Source organism: Streptomyces sp. NPDC085937, from assembly GCF_044540535.1.
In the GTDB taxonomy this organism is placed as follows: Bacteria; Actinomycetota; Actinomycetes; order Streptomycetales; family Streptomycetaceae; genus Streptomyces.
The window spans coordinates 129,797-147,641 of sequence record NZ_JBITSH010000015.1; the positions used below are offsets into that span (position 1 = coordinate 129,797).

The window sequence follows — 17,845 nt, forward strand, 5'->3', positions numbered from 1 at the left end:
TGTTGCCGACTTCCCTTACGTGAACGGAGCTGTGATGCAGGACGTCTCCACTCTGGTGGCCCAGGCCAGAGAGGGCAGGCCGCGGGCCGTGGCCCGGCTGATCTCCCTGGTGGAGGGGGCGTCCCCGCAGCTCAGGGAGGTCATGGCGGCTCTCGCGCCGCTCACCGGCAACGCCTACGTGGTCGGCCTCACCGGCTCCCCTGGCGTCGGCAAGTCGACGTCCACCTCGGCGCTGGTGACCGCGTACCGCAAACAGGGCAAGCGGGTCGGCGTCCTGGCCGTCGACCCGTCCTCCCCCTTCTCCGGGGGCGCCCTTCTGGGTGACCGCGTCCGGATGTCGGAGCACGCCTCCGACCCGGGCGTCTACATCCGCTCCATGGCCACGCGCGGCCACCTCGGCGGCCTTGCATGGGCCGCGCCGCAGGCCATCCGCGTCCTGGACGCGGCCGGCTGCGAGGTGATCCTGGTGGAGACGGTGGGCGTCGGCCAGTCGGAGGTGGAGATCGCCTCCCAGGCCGACACCTCCGTGGTCCTCCTCGCCCCCGGCATGGGCGACGGCATCCAGGCGGCCAAGGCCGGAATCCTGGAGATCGGTGACGTCTACGTCGTCAACAAGGCCGACCGCGACGGGGCGGACGCCACCGCCCGCGAGCTGAACCACATGCTGGGCCTCGGGGAGTCCCGTGGTCCCGGCGACTGGCGCCCCCCGATCGTCAAGACGGTCGCCGCCCGCCAGGAGGGCGTCGACGAGGTCGTCGAGGCGCTGGAGAAGCACCGTGCCTGGATGGAGGAGCGGGGGGTCCTCGCGGAACGCCGCCAGGCGCGCGCCGCCCGCGAGGTCGAGACGATCGCGGTCACGGCCCTCCGCGAACGCATCGGCGACCTCCACGGGGACCGCCGCCTGGGGGCGCTCGCCGAGCGCATCGTCACGGGCCGGCTGGACCCGTACCGGGCGGCGGACGAACTGGTGGAAGGACTCACCGGCAACTGACCCCCTTGTCGGCCCTGGCGGGCCTCGTCCTCGAACGCCGGACGGGCCGACATCAGCCCCTCCGGCGTTCGAGGAGCGGGGTCCGGGGCGGAGCCCCGTGTCAGTCGTCGTCGCGGTCGGCCGTGACGGAGGCCGTCCGCAGGTCCACCTTCCAGTCCCGTTCGTCCCCGCCGGAGGCGCGGGTCTCCGTGTCCCAGGCGCGGTCGTCGCCGTCGTCGTCCAGGTCGACGGAGACCACCGTGCCCTTGGACTGCGCCGCCTTCGCGGCCTGTTCGGCCGTCACCGAGGCGTTCTTCAGCGCGGCGCGCACCTCCGCGGCGTCGTCCTCGTCGTCCTTCTGGGCGCCGAGCACCTTGCCGGTGTCCGGGGCGATCCTGACGCTGTGCCAGGTGTCGCCCTTGCCGAGGACGTCGATCTCCCAGGAGCCGTCGTCCAGTTCGGCGGAGACGGCCGTGCCCGGCGTGTGCTCGAGCGCGGCGGCGATGGCCTCGGCGGCGGTCACGTCACCGGGGACGGCGGCGCGGCTCGCGTCGTCGTCCTCGCCGGAGCGGTCGTCCCGGTCGCCCGACCTGTCCTCACCGCGGTCGTCCCAGTCGTCGTCCGACCTGTCCTCACCGCGGTCGTCCCTGTCGTCGTCCGTCCGCGTCACCGACGTCGAGTCGTCGTCGTCCCCCGCGACCGCGAGGGCCGTCGCCGTGCCCCCGCCCACCAGAGCCGCGGCCGTGACAACGGCGATCACGATGTTGCGCTTCATGTACGTTCCTCCCGAGTCGGTGTGCTTCGCGCTGTACGACATCAATGTCGCCCACCGACGCTGAGCGGAAGCTGAAGCAGCCTGAAGTGATCTTCAGCTTCCCTTTGCGACCCTGGACCGCATGCGACTCCTGATCGTCGAGGACGAAAAGCGCCTCGCCCTCTCCCTCGCCAAGGGCCTCACCGCCGAGGGCTACGCCGTCGACGTCGTGCACGACGGCAGGGAAGGGCTGGACCGGGCCACGACCGAACCGTACGACCTGGTGATCCTCGACATCATGCTGCCCGGCCTCAACGGCTACCGGGTCTGCGCCGCCCTGCGCGCCGCCGGGCACGACGTGCCGATCCTCATGCTCACCGCCAAGGACGGCGAGTACGACGAGGCCGAGGGACTGGACACCGGCGCCGACGACTACCTCACCAAGCCCTTCTCGTACGTGGTCCTCGTCGCCCGGGTGAAGGCGCTGCTGCGCCGCCGGCCGGCCGCGGGCGCCTCCCCGGTCCATGTGCACGGCGACCTCAAGGTGGACACCGCCGCCCGCCGGGTGTGGCTCGGCGGCGACGAGGTCGAGCTGACCGCCAAGGAGTTCTCGGTGCTGGAGCACCTGGTGCTGCGGGCCGGCGAGGTGGTGTCCAAGGCGGACATCCTGGAGCACGTCTGGGACTTCGCCTACGAGGGTGACCCCAACATCGTCGAGGTCTATGTCAGCTCTCTGCGCCGCAAGCTGCGCGCGGACCTCATCCGCACCGTGCGCGGCGCCGGTTACCGGCTGGAGACGGCGCCGTGAGCCGCCTGTTCGGCTCGGTCCGTTCCCGGGCGACGCTCGGCGCCACCCTCGTCGTCGCCGTGGCCCTGGTCGCCGCCGGCACCGCCGTCCTGCTGTCCCTGCGGGCCAACCTGACCGGTGAGGCGGGCACCCGGGCGGAGCGTTCCGCGCAGGCCGTCGCCTCCGAACTGGCCGTCCGCACACCGCTGGACAAGCTCTCCGGTCTGGACGCCGAAGACGCGCCGGTGCAGATCGTCGACGAGGACGGCACCCTGGTCGCCGCCTCGGAGGACCTGGAACGGATCACCGGGACGGGCACCGCCGAGGTGACGCCCGCGCCGACGGGTCCCGCGGGGGGCGACGCCCGCGACGACGACGGTGACGACGCCCGCGACGACCGCGCCGACGACTCCGGCCGCTCCCAGGGCGACTCCGGCCGTTCCGACGACGATGACGACGACGACCCCCTCGCCCCCGGCGAGATCGACCGCGGGACGACCTTCGTCAACGGCTCCGCCACCGTCGACGGCGACACCGAGGACTACCGCTTCGCCGCCGTGGAGGTGGAGACCCCCGACCGGGGCCGGCTCACCGTGCACGCGGGCGCCCCGCTCGCCGCCGAGCACAGCGCCGTGGACACCGCGCTGACCGCCATGCTCATCGGCTTCCCGCTGCTGCTCGGTGTCGTCGCCGCGGTGACCTGGCTGGTCACCGGCCGTGCCCTGCGCCCGGTGGAGGGCATCCGCCGGGAGATGGCCGCGATCACCGCCTCCGAGGACCTGGGCCGCCGCGTCCCCGAACCGGCGACGCACGACGAGGTCGCCCGGCTCGCCCGCACCACCAACGCCACGCTCACCGCCCTGGAGGCGTCCGTGGAGCGGCAGCGCAGGTTCGTCGCCGACGCCTCGCACGAGCTGCGCAGCCCCATCGCCTCCCTGCGCACCCAGCTGGAGGTGGCCGCCGCCCACCCCGAACTCCTCGACCTGGACGGCGCGGTCGAGGACACCGTGCGGCTGCAGAACCTCGCCGCCGACCTGCTGCTGCTCGCCCGCCTCGACGCGGGGGAGCGGCCCGCCGGCACCCGGGTGGACCTGGCCGCCCTGGCCCGGGAGGGGGCCGCGGGGCGCGCGGGGGTGACGGTGGACGCGGAGTCCGTGGAGGTGTCCGGGTCGCCCGGTCAGCTCGGGCGGGTGCTCGGCAACCTGCTCGACAACGCCGCGCGGCACGCCCGCGCACGGGTCACGGTGACCGTGCGCCGTGAGGGCGCCTGGGCGGTGCTCGCGGTCGCCGACGACGGCGAGGGCGTGGCCGAGGCGGACCGGGAACGGATCTTCGAGCGTTTCGTACGGCTGGACGCGGCGCGCAGCCGGGACGACGGCGGAGCCGGTCTGGGCCTGGCCATCGCACGGGACGTCGCCGTACGGCACGGCGGCACGCTCACCGCGGGCGCGGCGCCGGCGGGCGGAGCCCTCTTCGAACTCCGCCTGCCGCTCGCCGGCGCGGACCGGGGCACGCCCCGGTCGTAGGCGTCAGGAGGAGCTCAGAGCCGTCCCCGCTGGCCCCGCAGGTGCTCGGCGATGGGCTTGAGGGCCTTGTCGAGCTCGATCAGCGCCTCGGGGGAGAGCAGGTCGATGAAGTGCCGGCGCACCGACGCCACGTGGTGCGGCGCGACCTTCAGCATCGTCTCCATGCCGTGCTCGGTGAGGACGGCATACAGTCCGCGGCGGTCGGACTCGCAGTTCTCCCGGCGGACCAGGTGGGCGTTCTCCATCCGGGTGATCTGGTGGGAGAGCCTGCTCTTGGACTGCATGGTGGCGGAGGCGAGGTCGCTCATGCGCATCCGCCGGTCCTCCGACTCGGACAGGTTCACCAGGATCTCGTAGTCGTTCATTGTCAGGCCGAACGGCTGCAGATCCTTCTCGAGCTGGTAGGTCAACAGCTTGTTGACCTCCAGGTGGGTGCGCCAGGCGCACTGCTCCGCATTGGTCAGCCAGCGGGTGGCCGTCTCGGTCTCCATGAATGAAGTCTACCTAAGGAAGTTGAAAGGCGAACTAATAGGGCTTCCGTGTGACATCACGTGCAGGCGTTCGATGTCACACCCCGCACATTACCGCTCACAGCCCGAAGCGACGCTGGAGGTCTCCCAGCTGTCCGGGAAGCCGCTGTCCGCTTCCGGCCGGTCCGGACCGCGCAGGTCCGCCCCCTCCTGGCACCCCGGGCTGCTGCGGAGGCGCCCCGACGGCCTGCTCCGCCATCAGCGCCTCGGTCGACTGCAGCAGCACCGTGCCGGCGCCGACGAACTCGAACTGGTGCTCCTCGCCGGATGCTCCGCCCAGGCCCGTCATCGCACGTAGACCGCCCAGGAGGCCGGTCATGTAGGTGTGGTCGTAGTGGTGGCACGGGGACGGGCAGTCCGCCCAGCCGACCAGCGCCTGCGGGTCCACCCTGATCGGCGGTTCCATGAACACCACCGGTCCGTTGGACGCCGCCACGAACTTTCCGGTTCCGATCAGTGTCAGAAAACCCGGCACGATCGACTGCTTCAGCGACAAGCTTGGCTGGAAAGCGAGCAAGTTGCCTGAGCGAATGGTCAGATTGCCCTCGTCCAAATCGTACGAATTGACGTCGAAGGCCCGGTCGGCGAGGAGCATCTTGCCCGAACCCTCCGCCACCACCCAGTCGCTCGCGTGCAGTGGCGAATGAAACGCCGTACGGACAAGTCGGTCGAGTCGCCCGTGCCCGATGCCGTTGAACTCGATGGCGCCGTAGTAGGCGATCATCTTCCCCTTCTGCATGAACCACTGGGTGCCCTTGAGCTCCACGCAGAAGGTGTAGTCGTTCACGTTGTCGTCGGAGGGCAGTGTCATCGGGTCGAAGGCCGCGGTCCCGGCGCCCGGCGTTCCGTAGGTGCTCACAGCTTCTCCTCCGAGGCCTGGACGTAGACCGCGCCGCTGCCGCTCAGCTCCAGCTGGAAGGCCTCCCCGGAGCCCCGGCCCACCATGTCCCGCCAGCCGAGCGCCGTCGACAGCTTGTTGCGTACGTCGCCGTGATGGGCGACGTAGGCCTGCGGGTCGACGTACACCGGGCGCTGCGGGGTGATGGGCACCTCGATCACTCCGCCGTGGGCCATCACGGCGACCGCGCCGTGTCCCTTGAGCGTGGTGGTGAACAGGCCCTGACCGGAGACCTGGCCCCGGACCATGCCCATCACCCCGCCCTGGGAACCGAGGAACACCGTGCCCTGCTCCAGCGTCCCCTCGAAGGCCAGCAGCCGGTCCGCCTCGACGTGGAGGGTGTCCCCGGAGAGGTTGATCACCTGGATGTGGTGGCCGCCGTGCCCGAACAGCACGGTGCCGTTGCCCTCGACGGTCATCAGCGGCGTGTCCTCGTTCGCCACGCGCCGGCCGATCATCGACATCACCCCGCCCTGGCCGCCGCGCAGGTTCGGGGTGAAGCCCACCTCGCCCTTGTACGCGAGCATCGCGCCGCGCTGGCTGAACAGCCGCTGGCCGGGCGCGACCGTCGCCTCGATCATCTTGGAGTTGATCTCCCGGAAGCCCATGTCAGACGTCCCCCGCGATGGTGTTGCGCTCACTGGGCTGGACGTAGACCACCCCGTCGCCCTCGAAGCGGATCTGGAAGGCCTCGCCGCCGCCCTCGCCCATGAACGTGCGGAAGGTCACGCCCGACTGGAAGGACTGGCGCAGGTTGCCCTGGTGCGCGACGTACGCGCCCGGGTCGACCGTCAGCGGGTACTGCGGGCCGACCCGCAGCAGTACGGCGGGGCCGTCCGACATGATCGCGGCCTGGCCGTGCCCCTCGATCGTGGTCGTGAACAGCCCGTTGCCCTGGGAGGCGCCGCGCAGGCCCGTGAACGTCGTGCCCGTGCGCAGGCCGCCGTCCGTCGCCAGCAGGTTGCTGGACTCGACGTACAGCTTGTCGCCGTTGAGGGTGACCAGGTTGATCTCGGAGGCGCGGTCCGCGAAGAAGCAGGTCCCGTGGCCCTTCACCTCCATGAGCGTCATCTGCTCGCCCGTGAGCCGCCGGGTCACCATCCCCCTCAGGCCCTCACCGCCACCCGTCAGCTTCTTGAAGGCCATCTGCCCGTCGTACGCGACCATGGAGCCGTTCTTCGCCTTCACGGCGTCCCCGGTCATGTCGACGGCGAGCACCTTGCTGCTCTGAAGTCGGAACATCGCCACATTGCGACGTTAGCGGCCCCTTCGCCCCGCCGACAGGTCCCGGAGGGGGAGTCGCACCCTGATCCGACCCGCACGGGCCCACCGTGGCCCCCTAGGGAGCCCACCCAGCCGACCCCCTGCGGTGATCGCCCACGGGGTTTGCCACAATGGCTACGCTTGTGCGCGCGTTCACAAGCCGACCGCACGTCGACGCCGACGTCTCTCCCTTTCGAAGGTGACCCGTGGACATCAAGACCGCCTCCGCCCTCCGCCGCCTCCGCCTGGTCTCGGGCCCCGAAGCGATCTCGTTCCTGCTGCTGCTCGTCTGCTCGGTCCTGAAGCGGACCACCGACTTCAATGCCGTCCCGGTCATGGGCGCGGTCCACGGCATCCTGTTCGTCCTCTACGTGATCTTCTGGGCGGACGCCTGGAACCGCGCGAAGTGGTCGCTGGGCACCGCGGCGTACTACTTCGTCATGTCCGTGCTGCCGACCGGCGGCTTCTTCGCCGAGCGGCGGCTGAGGCGTGAGGCCGAGGACGCGGTGATCGCCTCCCGCGCCCGTAACGAAGGGATCGTGAACGCGTGATCGTCGCCTTCTCCGTGACGCCGCTGGGTGTCGGCGAGGACGTGGGGGAGTACGTCGCCGACGCCGTACGCGTGGTGCGCGAGTCCGGGCTGCCGAACCGGACGGACGCGATGTTCACCTCCATCGAGGGGGAGTGGGACGAGGTCATGGACGTGGTCAAGCGCGCCGTGGCCGCCGTGGAGGCCCGCGCGCCGCGCGTCTCCGTCGTCCTCAAGGCGGACATCCGCCCGGGTGTGCGGGACGGCCTGACGTCCAAGGTGGAAACCGTCGAACGGCACCTCGCCGACTGACCCCGTACGGGGTGGGGTGGGCGGCAGCGGTGTGACCGCCGTGCCGTCCGCCCCATGGACCGAAGGGCGAGACGGGGCTGACCGGCATCTGACCCGCCGGTAGGGTCTGGTCCGTGCCGAAGCCGCTCAGTCTCTCGTTCGATCCCATCGCCCGTGCCGACGAGCTCTGGAAGCAGCGCTGGGGAAGCGTGCCGTCGATGGCCGCGATCACCTCGATCATGCGGGCCCACCAGATTCTGCTGGCCCAGGTCGACGCGGTGGTCAAACCGTACGGGCTCACGTTCGCGCGGTACGAGGCGCTGGTCCTGCTGACCTTCTCCAAGTCCGGCGAGCTGCCGATGTCCAAGATCGGCGAGCGGCTGATGGTGCATCCGACGTCGGTGACCAACACCGTGGACCGGCTGGTCAGGTCGGGTCTGGTGGCCAAGCGCCCCAACCCCAACGACGGTCGCGGCACCCTCGCGTCCATCACCGACAAGGGCCGCGAGGTCGTCGAGTCGGCCACCCGCGACCTGATGGCGATGGACTTCGGCCTGAGCGCCTACGACGCCGAGGAATGCTCGGAACTCTTCGCCATCCTCCGCCCGCTGCGGCTGGCGGCGGGGGATTTCGAGGCGGAGTGAGCGGCGTCAGCGGTCGACCGCGGGCTCCCTCGTCACGGTGGTTTTCTCACCCTGATGACCTGCAGAAACGCTTGGTCGAACACGCGCTGCTGGAAGTCTGATCGGCCGGCGTCCCCGTCCTGTGGGCGTCGGCGGATCGATCCAGTGGGAGTCTCGGTATGCGTCTTCGTCTTCGCCAGCTGATGCGTGGAATGCCGGCAGCCATCGGTGCACTGTCCCTCGCCATCGTGGGTACGGCGGCCCCGGCGCACGCGAGTGCCACGGGCTCCACGGCCATCGGCACGTTCACCTACGAGCTGCGCGGCACCACGGTGAAGGTTCCGGTGGGCTGCTTCCTGACGCACAGCATCTCGGGCTCGGGCAAGAAGATCGAGAGTCAGCTGTCCGGGGTGGACTGCGTCGGGGTCGCGGCCACGTTCTCCAGGTTCTGCAACTGGAGGATCGACTTCACCTACGCCGACACCGACAACCGGACGTACCGCACGTCACGGGGACGCACCCGCGCGCAGTGCGAAGGGGCGCCGCTACGGCGTGCGGCTCCGCAGACGCTGCCGCACTACGGCAAGGCGTGCGCGAGGTTGTTCGTGAACGGGAAGTCCCGCGCCACGCAGTGCCACTTCATCACGCGGTAGGGCGTGCGCCGGGGTCAGGCCGCGGCGGGCGTGGTGCCGGCCTCCCGCGCGAGCAGCGGCTCGGCCTCACGCGTGACGCGGCGCTCGACGAAGAAGGCCGCGGTGGGAATGGTGCCGGCGAGCAGCACCCAGAGCTGGCGTCCCACGGGCATCTTCATCTTGTTGCCCAGATCGAAGGCGAAAATCAGGTACAGCACGTACAGCCAGCCGTGGGCGATGCCGACCACGGTGACGAAGCTGTCGAAACCGCTCAGGTCCAACAGGCGCTTGCCGATCACACCCAGGGTCAGCAGCACCAGGAGGACCGCGGTGATGTAGGCCATCACCCGGTAGCGGGTCAGGACGCTCTTCTTCATGCCGTCGAGGGTAGCCGGTGCCCCGTACCGCCCCGTGTCCGCCTCCTGGCCTGCCCCACTGTCATTTACTTGGACGTCCTAGTAAATTCGTGGGTATGGACGCTGACGCCATCGAGGAGGGCCGCCGTCGCTGGCAGGCCCGGTACGACGCCGCGCGCAAGCGCGACGCAGACTTCACCACGCTCTCCGGCGACCCCGTGGAGCCGGTGTACGGGCCCCGGCCCGGGGACAGCTACGAGGGGTTCGAGCGGATCGGCTGGCCGGGGGAGTATCCCTTCACCCGCGGGCTGTACCCGACCGGCTACCGGGGGCGGACGTGGACCATCCGGCAGTTCGCCGGGTTCGGGAACGCCGAGCAGACCAACGAGCGCTACAAGATGATCCTCGGCAACGGCGGCGGCGGCCTCTCCGTCGCCTTCGACATGCCGACGCTCATGGGCCGCGACTCCGACGACCCGCGCTCCCTGGGCGAGGTCGGCCACTGCGGGGTGGCGATCGACTCGGCGGCCGACATGGAGGTCCTGTTCAAGGACATCCCGCTCGGTGACGTCACCACCTCGATGACCATCAGCGGGCCCGCCGTGCCCGTCTTCTGCATGTACCTCGTCGCCGCCGAGCGCCAGGGTGTCGACCCGGCCGTGCTCAACGGCACCCTCCAGACGGACATCTTCAAGGAGTACATCGCCCAGAAGGAGTGGCTCTTCCAGCCCGAGCCGCACCTGCGCCTGATCGGCGACCTGATGGAGCACTGCGCGGCCGGCATCCCCGCCTACAAGCCGCTGTCGGTCTCCGGCTACCACATCCGCGAGGCCGGCTCGACGGCCGCGCAGGAGCTGGCGTACACCCTCGCCGACGGCTTCGGCTACGTCGAGCTGGGCCTCAGCCGCGGACTCGACGTCGACGTGTTCGCACCGGGACTGTCCTTCTTCTTCGACGCGCACGTCGACTTCTTCGAGGAGATCGCCAAGTTCCGCGCCGCCCGCCGCATCTGGGCGCGGTGGATGCGGGACGTGTACGGCGCGCGGAGCGAGAAGGCGCAGTGGCTGCGGTTCCACACCCAGACCGCCGGTGTCTCGCTCACCGCGCAGCAGCCGTACAACAACGTGGTGCGGACCGCCGTGGAGGCGCTCGCGGCGGTGCTCGGCGGCACCAACTCCCTGCACACCAACGCCCTCGACGAGACCCTCGCGCTGCCCAGCGAACAGGCCGCCGAGATCGCCCTGCGCACCCAGCAGGTGCTCATGGAGGAGACCGGCGTCGCCAACGTCGCCGACCCGCTGGGCGGTTCCTGGTACGTCGAGCAGCTGACGGACCGGATCGAGGCGGACGCCGAGAAGATCTTCGAGCAGATCAAGGAGCGGGGCCTCAGGGCGCACCCGGACGGCAAGCACCCCATCGGCCCGATCACCTCCGGCATCCTGCGCGGCATCGAGGACGGCTGGTTCACCGGCGAGATCGCCGAGTCGGCGTTCCGCTACCAGCAGGCGCTGGAGAAGGGTGACAAGAGGGTCGTCGGGGTGAACGTCAACACCGGGTCCGTCACCGGCGACCTGGAGATCCTGCGGGTCAGCCACGAGGTCGAGCGCGAGCAGGTACGGCTGCTCGGCGAGCGCAAGGCCGCCCGTGACGACGCGAAGGTACGCGGCGCCCTCGACGCCATGGTCGCGGCGGCCCGCTCCGGCGCCAACATGATCGAGCCGATGCTCGACGCCGTGCGCGCGGAGGCCACCCTCGGCGAGATCTGCGGTGTCCTGCGTGACGAGTGGGGCGTGTACACCGAGCCCGCCGGCTTCTGAGCCGCTCCCGGACGACGCACCGCCCCGGCAGGCCCCCCGCCCGCCGGGGCGCGGCGCGATCAGGGCGTGCGGGCGGCCGCCCCGATCAGGACCGTCGCAGCGCGCGACCGGAGGGTGACAGGCGACTGTCGGCCGACCGTGGCGGATTCGGGGCCGCGCGCCCCGCCCGGCATGCGTTCAACGGGCGCTCGCGGCGAGGCCCGACAGCAGTACCCGGGTCAGCCCGTGCACCCACTCCTCGTCGGCCGGCTGGTTGCTGACCAGGGTCCGGTGCACCACCGCGCCCGCCACCATGTCGAAGATCAGGTCGACCGCGCGGGCGGACCGCAGCGCGTCGGACTCGGGCGGCAGCTCCCCCCGCTCCTGGGCGCGGGCCCGCCCCGCCACCACCAGCCGCTTCTGCCGGTCGACGATCGACGCCCGGATCCGCTCGCGCAGCGCCTCGTCCCGGGTGGCCTCGGCGACCACCGCCATCAGCCCGCTCCGGGCCTCGGGACGCGCCAGGATCGCGGCGAACTGCAGCACCACGCCCTCTACGTCGGCGGCCAGCGACCCCCGGTCGGGCAGCGTCAGCTCGTCGAACAGCTCCGCGACGGCGTCCACGACGAGTTCGTTCTTGCCGGACCAGCGCCGGTACAGCGTGGTCTTGGCGACCCCGGCGCGCACCGCGACGTCCGACAGGGTGAGCTTGGACCACCCGAGGTCCACCAGCGCCTGCCGGGTCGCGTCGAGGATCGCGGCGTCGGCCGTGGCGCTGCGGGGGCGCCCGGTGCGGCTGGCTGGGTTGCGGCGCTGCATGGCACGACCATAACCGGCGGATTCCGTGCGCTGGTGAGGGAGATCACCGGAAAGCGATGCCCCGTACCCGCCCCCTGCCATTACGCTACGACTCGTAGCGAAAGCGCGCCGGAGACCCGGCGTGCCCGAGCGACGACCACCGCGCCGGGTGGGGACCCGGCGCACCGCACCACACGTACGCCTGGCTTTCCCGGGCGCTTTTCACACTCGCGCGGAGTACGGGGGAGGATAGACGCATGCAGCCACGGAACATGTCCATGAGCGGGGTCGTCGACCTCGCCGCGGTGAAGGCGGCCCAGGAGGCCAAGGCGAAGGCGGAGCAGGCGCGCGCCGAGACGGCACGGCGGGGCGGCGGAGGTGCGATCTCCCCGGCCGATCTCGTCATCGACGTCGACGAAGCCGGCTTCGAGCGCGACATCCTGCAGCGGTCCACCGAGGTCCCGGTCGTCATCGACTTCTGGGCCGAGTGGTGCGAGCCCTGCAAGCAGTTGAGCCCTGTCCTGGAGCGGCTCGCCGTCGAGTACAACGGGCGCTTCCTCCTCGCCAAGATCGACGTCGACGCCAACCAGATGCTGATGCAGCAGTTCGGGATCCAGGGGATCCCGGCGGTCTTCGCGGTGGTGGCCGGACAGGCCCTGCCGCTCTTCCAGGGTGCCGCGGGCGAGGCGCAGATCCGTCAGACCCTCGACCAGCTGGTGCAGGTCGCCGAGGAGCGCTTCGGCCTGACCGGACTCGTCGTCGACCCCGACGCCGAGCCGGGCGGCGGCGCTCCGGCCACCGCCGAGGCCCCCGTCGGCCCTTACGACGCCCTCCTCGAGGCCGCCGCCCGCGCGCTGGACGCCGACGACCTCGACGGCGCCGTCCAGGCCTACAAGAACGTGCTCGCCGACGACCCGGGCAACCCCGAGGCGAAGTTGGGGCTGGCCCAGTCCGAACTGCTGCGCCGGGTGCGGGGCATGGACCCGAGGCAGGTGCGCAAGGACGCCGCCGAGAAGCCGAAGGACATCGACGCGCAGATCGCCGCCGCCGACCTGGATCTGGCGGGCGGTCATGTCGAGGACGCCTTCGGTCGGCTCATCGACACCGTCGCCCGCACGACGGGCGACGAGCGGGACACCGTGCGCCTGCGGCTGCTGGAGCTGTTCGAGGTGGTAGGCGCCGACCACCCGGCCGTGGTCGCCGCGCGCCGGGCCCTGGCGCGGGCCCTGTTCTGAACCACCCGCACCCGGGCGCCCGTTAACCCCCGTTCTGCCCGATCCGGGGATCGGTGGGACCCGAGGTGCCTCTTGGTCGACGGAGGCCGAAGCGGCCGCGCTTTACCAAATCTTGGTAATCGCGGCCGCTGTTACTGCTAGTAAGTCGCAGGCGTTGATCCGTCTGGTTCTGTCCGGCGATCAACAGGTATGTACCCCCCTGCCGGTGCACCCAGCGTCGCCGCTCGGGTCCGGCGGGTCGCCCCGCGGTTATCCGGCCGTTACTAGCGAGTAACGAACCCCCTTGTGCGGGCGGCGAGAATGCACCACGATCGGCGACGCTCGGTCCATTACCCGCACCCCGACAGCCGGTCGGGCCACGGGAACTCCTGGGTCCCCACCGAGCAGGAGCGCCGGCAAGGACGGCGTTCCTTGGACAGGGGGGTCTTCGCCCGCGGGTGAAGCCTGTCCAGCAGGGTTGTGCGTGATGCGTGTCAGGCGCGACCAGTGGTTGTCGCTCGGGGGTGATCGCCGGTGATTCGGGCGCGTTCTCCGCGCCGCCGAGTGCGGGCGCTCTCCTTCCCGAGGACGTAGCACTTCTCCCATCCCTGCCCGGCTGAGCCGCCGTTCATGGCGGCGAGTCAGGACAGGAGATGTACGTCCGAGAAGGAGGAAATATGGAGTCCCAGGTGCGTGGCGGGACCAGATGGAAGCGGTTCGCTGTGGTCATGGTGCCCAGCGTCGCCGCCACGGCGTGCATAGGTGTCGCTCTCGCGCAGGGCGCCCTCGCGGCGTCGTTCAGCGTTTCCGGCCAGTCGTTCAAGGTGACCACGAAGGAGCTCGTCGGCGAGGGCTTCTCGCAGTACGGCGCCATCGACGAGGGCTACACCGCGGACGGCAAGCAGACGGCTCACCCCGTCGCGGTGTCGGCGTTCAAGACGGCGACCATCAAGAGCCTGTGCCAGTCGGTCGTCACCCCGAACATCCCCGTGTTCGGCAACGTCAGCCTGATCCTTCGGGCCGGCGACGGCGCCGAGCCGGTCAAGGCCGAGAACCTGTACATCGACGTCGCCGAACTGAACGCCGACGCGACGTTCACGAACATCGACATCGGTGTGGCCGCCAAGGACGCCAAGAAGGGTCCGGGCATGAAGGGCGGGGGCGAGCAGGCCAACCCCTTCGGGTTCGCGCAGCAGGCCGACAAGGCCGTGCTGAAGGACGTGAAGCAGACGGCGTGGGCGACCACCGCCGGAACCTTCAAGCTCAGCGGCCTGAAGATGTCGCTCTCGACGGGCGTCAAGGAGTGCTACTAAGCACTCGCTGACGGGCGGGGGAGCCGGTGGCGCCCCCGCCCGTCCACCTTCCCGCCGTGCTTTCACGCGCGGCGCACATCACCACCACAGCAACGCCATCCAGGGAGCTGTTTCTCATGAGCGCCGAGACTCCTGCCGCCTCCGGCCAGTTCACCCGCCGACGGCTGCAGTTCCGCGCCTGGCGTGGCCAGCGGCCGTTCTGGGCCGGTCTGTTCATCATGTTCGGCGGACTCCCCATCGCCTACTTCCCGTACGCGAACCTGCGGATCGGTCATCTGACCCTGGCGATGGCGACGACCGCGGGCGCCGGGTCCCTGATCATCGGCGTGCTGCTCGTCGTCCTCGGCATCAGCCTCTGGTTCCAGAAGCACATCCGGGTGTTCGCGGGTGTCGCGGCGATCCTGCTGGCGTTGGTGTCCATCCCCGTGTCCAACCTCGGTGGCTTCCTCATCGGCTTCCTCTTCGCCCTCGTGGGCGGGGCGATGGCGGTGTCGTGGGTGCCGGGCGACCCGCCGGCGCAGGAGCCGCCGGCGGACGAGGCCGGGTACGGCGGCGCACCCGAGGGCGCCCTCCCCGACACCACGGTCACCGGCCCCGCAGAGGGCGCCGCGGCGACGGGTGAGCCGAAGGATCTGTCAGGAACGAGCCCGGCGAACGGGGCGAACGGGAGGCACAGTGCCGGCTGACGAGGTGACCCACGGGGCTGATGTGGAGGCATCCCGTGTGAGAACCGGGCCGCGACACGCGGCACCCAAGAAGCCGCTGTTCACCAGGTTCCACATGCCCGCGGGGAAGGCGATAGCCCTCGCGGCGATGCCGACCGCGGTGCTGATGGGGATGGGCTTCACCCCGACACTCGCCCAGGCCGACGACCAGCCGTCGTCGAGGAACCTCACGGCCGACGAGTTCAAGGAGTGCCTGGAGGCCATCGAGAAGGCGGAGAAGGGCGAGGACGCGAGCACGTCGCCCACACCGTCCGCCACCGCGAGCGAGGGCGCCTCCGAGGACGACAAGGAGCCCTCGGCGGACCCGACCGCCTCGGCCCCCGCACAGGACGCGGACAAGGGCTCGGACTCTTCGCCGGATTCAGGTTCCGACGACAAGCCCGACCCCACGCCGACGCCGTCCGCGACCACGGGCGGACAGGCCGCGGAGCGGACCGAGCCCACGCCTTCCCCCTCCGAGACCGACCGGAATCTGCTGGAGCAGATCGGGGACGCCATCAAGGACGTCTTCACCCCGGGCGACAAGGAGGAGGAGACCCCGAGTCCCACGCCGTCCGTGTCCGAGTCCGCTCCCGCGAGCGGGTCGCAGGAGAAGGACGACAAGGGCGAGGAGTCCCCGCAGAAGCCTTCCGGCCAGGCCGCGGAGACCGCCGGCACCGGCGAGGCGGTCGAGGACGCCACGGAGAAGGCCGAGGAGGCCGTCGAGGAGGAGTCCGAGGAGCCGGAGGCCACCGCGTCGCCGAGCCCGCCGGAGTCGTCCGGCGTCGACCTGGAGGACTGCCCGGTCGCCACCGACGCCGAGGGCGGGGTCGACAACAACGTCCCGCTGCCCGACGACCCGTGGTACCTGAACGCCAGCTCGCTGCTGCTGAAGGGCGCCGACTACAAGGGCATCGTCGAGGTGCGGACCGCCAACGGCACCACCAAGAAGGTGCTGAAGTACGTCATATCCGACGGCACCGACATCGGCGACCTGCACCAGACGGTCAAGGACGAGCAGTCCGGCAAGACGTACCACGTGCAGGCGGCCAAGGGGTCGACGTCCACCATCCGCGACGGCGACACGGTGATGTACACCGAGAGCATCTCCGGCAACCTGCTCGGACTGATCCCGATCACGTTCGACCCGGAGAACCCGCCGCCGCTGAACATCCCGCTGATCTACTTCACCAAGGTGACGGTGCAGCAGGCGGGTCAGTTCGGCGGGACCCTGCACATCCCGGGCCTGCACCAGTACGTCACCGACTGACCGGCCGCGGGCCGCACACCGGACCCTTCCGGGAGCCGCGACACACCGAGGGCGCCCCCTGCTCGCAGGGGGCGCCCTCGGACCTGTGGGCCGGGTGTCCGGTCAGGAGGTCGCTTCGCCGAGGTGGTGGACGCGGACCATGTTGGTCGTGCCGGGGACCCCGGGCGGCGAACCGGCGGTGATCACCACGATGTCGCCCTCGTTGAACCGGCTGAGGCGGACCAGCTCCTGCTCCACCAGCTCGACCATCTCGTCGGTGCTGTTGACGAAGGGCGCCACGTACGGCTCGACACCCCAGCTGAGCGCCAGCTGGTTGCGGGTCGACTCGTCCGTGGTGAACGCCAGGATCGGCTGCGCGACGCGGTAACGGCACAGCCGGCGGGCCGTGTCGCCGGACTGGGTGAAGGCCACCAGGCCCTTGCCGCCGAGGAAGTCGGCGATCTCGCAGGCGGCGCGGGCCACCGAACCGCCCTGGGTGCGCGGCTTCTTGCCCGGCACCAGCGGCTGAAGTCCCTTGGAGAGCAGCTCCTGCTCGGCCGCCTGGACGATCTTCGACATCGTCCGCACGGTCTCGATCGGGTACGCGCCCACGCTGGACTCGGCGGACAGCATGACCGCGTCGGCGCCGTCCAGGATCGCGTTGGCCACGTCGGAGGCCTCGGCGCGGGTCGGACGGGAGTTGGTGATCATCGACTCCATCATCTGGGTCGCCACGATCACCGGCTTGGCGTTGCGCCGGCACAGCTCGATCAGGCGCTTCTGCACCATGGGGACCTTCTCGAGCGGGTACTCGACGGCCAGGTCACCGCGGGCGACCATCACGCCGTCGAACGCCATCACGACGTCCTCCATGTTCTCCACCGCCTGCGGCTTCTCCACCTTGGCGATGACCGGGACCCGGCGGCCCTCCTCGTCCATCACGCGGTGGACGTCGGCGACGTCCTTGGCGTCCCGGACGAAGGACAGGGCGACCAGGTCGCAGCCCATCCGCAGGGCGAACCGAAGGTCCTCGACGTCCTTCTCGGACAGCGCCGGCACGTTCACGGCGGTGCCGGGCAGGTTGATGCCCTTGTGGTCGGAGATGACGCCGCCCTCGATGACGATCGTCCTCACCCGGGAGCCGTCGACGTCCACGACCTTCAGCTCGACGTTGCCGTCGTTGATCAGGACCTGGTCGCCGCGGGAGACGTCGCCCGGGAGCCCCTTGTAGGTGGTCCCGCAGATCGTCTTGTCGCCCGGTACGTCCTCGGTGGTGATGGTGAACTCGTCACCGCGCACCAGCTCGACGGGGCCCTCGGCGAAGGTCTCCAGACGGATCTTGGGGCCCTGGAGGTCGGCGAGGACACCGATGGCCCTGCCCGTCTCCTTGGCGGCGGCCCGGACCCGGTCGTACCGGCCCTGGTGCTCGGCGTGCGAGCCGTGGCTGAAGTTGAAGCGGGCCACGTTCATGCCGGCTTCGATCAGGGCGACAAGCTGCTCGTGGGAGTCGACCGCGGGGCCGAGAGTACAGACGATTTTCGAACGGCGCATGGGGCGATCCTATCGGTTTGTTTCGCTCCGGAATATTCCGTCTGGCGGAATGTACACATGA

20 protein-coding genes are annotated in these 17,845 nt (G+C 70.5%); 12 read left to right on the top strand and 8 right to left on the bottom strand.

Annotated features, from left to right (window positions below; all coding sequences use genetic code 11):
* Positions 1–34 precede the first annotated feature (34 nt).
* The gene (meaB, locus tag ACIF8S_RS27390) at positions 35–991 is read left to right on the top strand and encodes a methylmalonyl Co-A mutase-associated GTPase MeaB (protein WP_400002494.1); all 957 of its coding nucleotides are present in this window, start codon (positions 35–37) and stop codon (positions 989–991) included.
* A 100-nt stretch (positions 992–1,091) separates the two neighbouring features.
* On the opposite strand, the gene ACIF8S_RS27395 is transcribed toward meaB, so the two are convergent.
* Complete coding sequence (locus ACIF8S_RS27395) at positions 1,092–1,745, bottom strand: PepSY domain-containing protein (protein WP_400002495.1); 654 nt, start codon at positions 1,743–1,745, stop codon at positions 1,092–1,094.
* A 121-nt stretch (positions 1,746–1,866) separates the two neighbouring features.
* Between ACIF8S_RS27395 and ACIF8S_RS27400 the strand changes: the two genes are divergently transcribed.
* Together ACIF8S_RS27400 and ACIF8S_RS27405 are read left to right on the top strand one after the other, a co-directional pair.
* Positions 1,867–2,532, top strand: coding sequence for a response regulator transcription factor (locus tag ACIF8S_RS27400; protein WP_349791091.1), 666 nt, complete (start codon positions 1,867–1,869; stop codon positions 2,530–2,532).
* The gene (locus ACIF8S_RS27405; protein WP_400002497.1) at positions 2,529–4,037 is read left to right on the top strand and encodes a sensor histidine kinase; all 1,509 of its coding nucleotides are present in this window, start codon (positions 2,529–2,531) and stop codon (positions 4,035–4,037) included. Before ACIF8S_RS27400 ends, ACIF8S_RS27405 begins: the two co-directional genes overlap by 4 nt.
* 14 nt (positions 4,038–4,051) lie before the next feature.
* On the opposite strand, the gene ACIF8S_RS27410 is transcribed toward ACIF8S_RS27405, so the two are convergent.
* The 4 genes from ACIF8S_RS27410 to ACIF8S_RS27425 all read right to left on the bottom strand — a co-directional run bounded on the left by ACIF8S_RS27410 (position 4,052) and on the right by ACIF8S_RS27425 (position 6,707).
* Positions 4,052–4,528, bottom strand: coding sequence for a MarR family winged helix-turn-helix transcriptional regulator (locus ACIF8S_RS27410; protein ID WP_024884554.1), 477 nt, complete (start codon positions 4,526–4,528; stop codon positions 4,052–4,054).
* A gap of 97 nt (positions 4,529–4,625) precedes the next feature.
* Positions 4,626–5,426, bottom strand: coding sequence for an AIM24 family protein (locus ACIF8S_RS27415; protein WP_400002499.1), 801 nt, complete (start codon positions 5,424–5,426; stop codon positions 4,626–4,628).
* Complete coding sequence (locus ACIF8S_RS27420) at positions 5,423–6,073, bottom strand: AIM24 family protein (protein WP_400002501.1); 651 nt, start codon at positions 6,071–6,073, stop codon at positions 5,423–5,425. Before ACIF8S_RS27420 ends, ACIF8S_RS27415 begins: the two co-directional genes overlap by 4 nt.
* A 1-nt stretch (position 6,074) precedes the next feature.
* Positions 6,075–6,707 carry an AIM24 family protein gene (locus ACIF8S_RS27425; protein WP_145827408.1) on the bottom strand — a complete coding sequence of 211 codons (633 nt, stop codon included), beginning with the start codon at positions 6,705–6,707 and terminating at the stop codon, positions 6,075–6,077.
* A gap of 227 nt (positions 6,708–6,934) precedes the next feature.
* Between ACIF8S_RS27425 and ACIF8S_RS27430 the strand changes: the two genes are divergently transcribed.
* From ACIF8S_RS27430 to ACIF8S_RS27445, 4 genes are all read left to right on the top strand, one after another.
* Positions 6,935–7,279 carry a DUF3817 domain-containing protein gene (locus ACIF8S_RS27430; RefSeq protein WP_400002502.1) on the top strand — a complete coding sequence of 115 codons (345 nt, stop codon included), beginning with the start codon at positions 6,935–6,937 and terminating at the stop codon, positions 7,277–7,279.
* On the top strand, positions 7,276–7,569 hold the full coding sequence (locus ACIF8S_RS27435; RefSeq protein ID WP_400002504.1) for an MTH1187 family thiamine-binding protein: 294 nt from the start codon (positions 7,276–7,278) through the stop codon (positions 7,567–7,569). Before ACIF8S_RS27430 ends, ACIF8S_RS27435 begins: the two co-directional genes overlap by 4 nt.
* A 113-nt stretch (positions 7,570–7,682) precedes the next feature.
* On the top strand, positions 7,683–8,192 hold the full coding sequence (locus ACIF8S_RS27440; RefSeq protein WP_400002506.1) for a MarR family winged helix-turn-helix transcriptional regulator: 510 nt from the start codon (positions 7,683–7,685) through the stop codon (positions 8,190–8,192).
* 158 nt (positions 8,193–8,350) lie between these two features.
* Positions 8,351–8,824 carry a hypothetical protein gene (locus ACIF8S_RS27445; protein ID WP_400002508.1) on the top strand — a complete coding sequence of 158 codons (474 nt, stop codon included), beginning with the start codon at positions 8,351–8,353 and terminating at the stop codon, positions 8,822–8,824.
* A 14-nt stretch (positions 8,825–8,838) separates the two neighbouring features.
* On the opposite strand, the gene ACIF8S_RS27450 is transcribed toward ACIF8S_RS27445, so the two are convergent.
* Positions 8,839–9,180, bottom strand: a complete 342-nt coding sequence (locus ACIF8S_RS27450) for a DUF3817 domain-containing protein (protein WP_400002510.1) — start codon at positions 9,178–9,180, stop codon at positions 8,839–8,841.
* Positions 9,181–9,275: 95 nt separating this feature from the next.
* Here ACIF8S_RS27450 and ACIF8S_RS27455 point away from each other — a divergent pair, with 95 nt between their 5' ends.
* Positions 9,276–10,976 (top strand): methylmalonyl-CoA mutase, encoded by a 1,701-nt coding sequence (locus tag ACIF8S_RS27455; protein WP_400002511.1) that lies wholly within the window; start codon positions 9,276–9,278, stop codon positions 10,974–10,976.
* Positions 10,977–11,153: 177 nt separating this feature from the next.
* Here the strand turns inward: ACIF8S_RS27455 and ACIF8S_RS27460 are convergent, their stop codons facing one another.
* Positions 11,154–11,774: a TetR/AcrR family transcriptional regulator gene (locus ACIF8S_RS27460; RefSeq protein ID WP_400002513.1), complete on the bottom strand. Its 621-nt coding sequence runs from the start codon at positions 11,772–11,774 to the stop codon at positions 11,154–11,156.
* A gap of 236 nt (positions 11,775–12,010) precedes the next feature.
* Here ACIF8S_RS27460 and ACIF8S_RS27465 point away from each other — a divergent pair, with 236 nt between their 5' ends.
* From ACIF8S_RS27465 to ACIF8S_RS27480, 4 genes are all read left to right on the top strand, one after another.
* Positions 12,011–12,988 carry a tetratricopeptide repeat protein gene (locus ACIF8S_RS27465; RefSeq protein ID WP_400002515.1) on the top strand — a complete coding sequence of 326 codons (978 nt, stop codon included), beginning with the start codon at positions 12,011–12,013 and terminating at the stop codon, positions 12,986–12,988.
* Between the two features lie 656 nt (positions 12,989–13,644).
* Positions 13,645–14,280 carry a DUF6230 family protein gene (locus tag ACIF8S_RS27470; RefSeq protein WP_400002517.1) on the top strand — a complete coding sequence of 212 codons (636 nt, stop codon included), beginning with the start codon at positions 13,645–13,647 and terminating at the stop codon, positions 14,278–14,280.
* A gap of 116 nt (positions 14,281–14,396) precedes the next feature.
* Complete coding sequence (locus ACIF8S_RS27475; protein ID WP_024884566.1) at positions 14,397–14,966, top strand: DUF6114 domain-containing protein; 570 nt, start codon at positions 14,397–14,399, stop codon at positions 14,964–14,966.
* The gene (locus ACIF8S_RS27480; RefSeq protein ID WP_400002519.1) at positions 14,956–16,254 is read left to right on the top strand and encodes a hypothetical protein; all 1,299 of its coding nucleotides are present in this window, start codon (positions 14,956–14,958) and stop codon (positions 16,252–16,254) included. The genes ACIF8S_RS27475 and ACIF8S_RS27480 overlap by 11 nt, the downstream gene beginning before the upstream one ends.
* Before the next feature lie 102 nt (positions 16,255–16,356).
* On the opposite strand, the gene pyk is transcribed toward ACIF8S_RS27480, so the two are convergent.
* Positions 16,357–17,784, bottom strand: coding sequence for a pyruvate kinase (gene pyk / locus ACIF8S_RS27485; protein WP_349791073.1), 1,428 nt, complete (start codon positions 17,782–17,784; stop codon positions 16,357–16,359).
* Positions 17,785–17,845 lie beyond the last annotated feature (61 nt).

What these genes read in the sequence shown, in the direction of transcription:
- ACIF8S_RS27460 (WP_400002513.1), bottom strand. Translation starts at nt 11,774, where the DNA reads ATGCAGCGCCGCAACCCAGCCAGCCGCACCGGGCGCCCCCGCAGCGCC.
- meaB (WP_400002494.1), top strand. Translation starts at nt 35, where the DNA reads ATGCAGGACGTCTCCACTCTGGTGGCCCAGGCCAGAGAGGGCAGGCCG.
- ACIF8S_RS27455 (WP_400002511.1), top strand. Translation starts at nt 9,276, where the DNA reads ATGGACGCTGACGCCATCGAGGAGGGCCGCCGTCGCTGGCAGGCCCGG.
- ACIF8S_RS27425 (WP_145827408.1), bottom strand. Translation starts at nt 6,707, where the DNA reads ATGTTCCGACTTCAGAGCAGCAAGGTGCTCGCCGTCGACATGACCGGG.
- ACIF8S_RS27470 (WP_400002517.1), top strand. Translation starts at nt 13,645, where the DNA reads ATGGAGTCCCAGGTGCGTGGCGGGACCAGATGGAAGCGGTTCGCTGTG.
- ACIF8S_RS27465 (WP_400002515.1), top strand. Translation starts at nt 12,011, where the DNA reads ATGCAGCCACGGAACATGTCCATGAGCGGGGTCGTCGACCTCGCCGCG.
- pyk (WP_349791073.1), bottom strand. Translation starts at nt 17,784, where the DNA reads ATGCGCCGTTCGAAAATCGTCTGTACTCTCGGCCCCGCGGTCGACTCC.
- ACIF8S_RS27420 (WP_400002501.1), bottom strand. Translation starts at nt 6,073, where the DNA reads ATGGGCTTCCGGGAGATCAACTCCAAGATGATCGAGGCGACGGTCGCG.
- ACIF8S_RS27395 (WP_400002495.1), bottom strand. Translation starts at nt 1,745, where the DNA reads ATGAAGCGCAACATCGTGATCGCCGTTGTCACGGCCGCGGCTCTGGTG.
- ACIF8S_RS27410 (WP_024884554.1), bottom strand. Translation starts at nt 4,528, where the DNA reads ATGGAGACCGAGACGGCCACCCGCTGGCTGACCAATGCGGAGCAGTGC.
- ACIF8S_RS27475 (WP_024884566.1), top strand. Translation starts at nt 14,397, where the DNA reads ATGAGCGCCGAGACTCCTGCCGCCTCCGGCCAGTTCACCCGCCGACGG.
- ACIF8S_RS27450 (WP_400002510.1), bottom strand. Translation starts at nt 9,180, where the DNA reads ATGAAGAAGAGCGTCCTGACCCGCTACCGGGTGATGGCCTACATCACC.
- ACIF8S_RS27400 (WP_349791091.1), top strand. Translation starts at nt 1,867, where the DNA reads ATGCGACTCCTGATCGTCGAGGACGAAAAGCGCCTCGCCCTCTCCCTC.
- ACIF8S_RS27445 (WP_400002508.1), top strand. Translation starts at nt 8,351, where the DNA reads ATGCGTCTTCGTCTTCGCCAGCTGATGCGTGGAATGCCGGCAGCCATC.